1 pseudogene is annotated in these 688 nt (G+C 74.4%); it reads right to left on the reverse strand.

From position 1 onward, the window contains the following. Nucleotides 1-564 (reverse strand): annotated as a pseudogene (locus AC27KI_RS26580) (hypothetical protein); the annotation flags it as partial. Nucleotides 565-688: the final 124 nt, after the last annotated feature.

Below are 688 nucleotides of genomic sequence, written 5' to 3' on the forward strand. Positions count from 1 at the left end.
AGGACCGAAGGGCGGGGGCGCCTGCGGACGCGGGCTGGCGCCCTGCAGGATGGAGGGGGCGCACCTGCGGCAGCACCGACGCCCGCGGGGGCCGCTGTGCGGCAGCTCCGGCCGGGCGGGGTCCTGCGGCGCTGGGGCCGGGGGAAGCACCGAGCTGCCGAACGCCCCTTGCGGCGCGGGCGCATAGGGCGACTGGAACGTGTTCATCGCCGAGTGCGACTGGTACGCCTGGGGCGGCAGAAAGCTCTGGCGCAGCGGCGACTGGTATTGCGGCGGCAGCTTCGAATGGCGCTGGTAGGTCTCGGGCGGCTCGGTGCCGGGCCGCTGGGGCGACTGGAACTGCGGCGGCAGCAGCGAATGCCGCACCACGTGCAGGGGCGCACGCGGCGGCATCGACGGTGCGGAGGACAGGCGCCGGGCCAGCTCGGGCAGCGTTGGTTCGGCGGAGGGCGGTTGGCGCCTGCGCCGCACGGGCGCGACGGGCGTCATCAGCCCCGGCGAGGGATCGACGACGATGCCCGGTGCGGGACGCAGCGGTGACGAAATGCCAGAAATGCGCGACATGGATGGATTCCTCGGGGAATCCGCCGCCAATGTGCCTCGCGCTGGGCGCCCGTTGGACCTTGCGGCGGATGACGGAGTCGATCATCCGCAGTCGCGGGGGGCTGCCCCGCCCCCGGCGCGAAGC

It is taken from the genome of Acidovorax sp. KPB24-03, assembly GCF_057546605.1.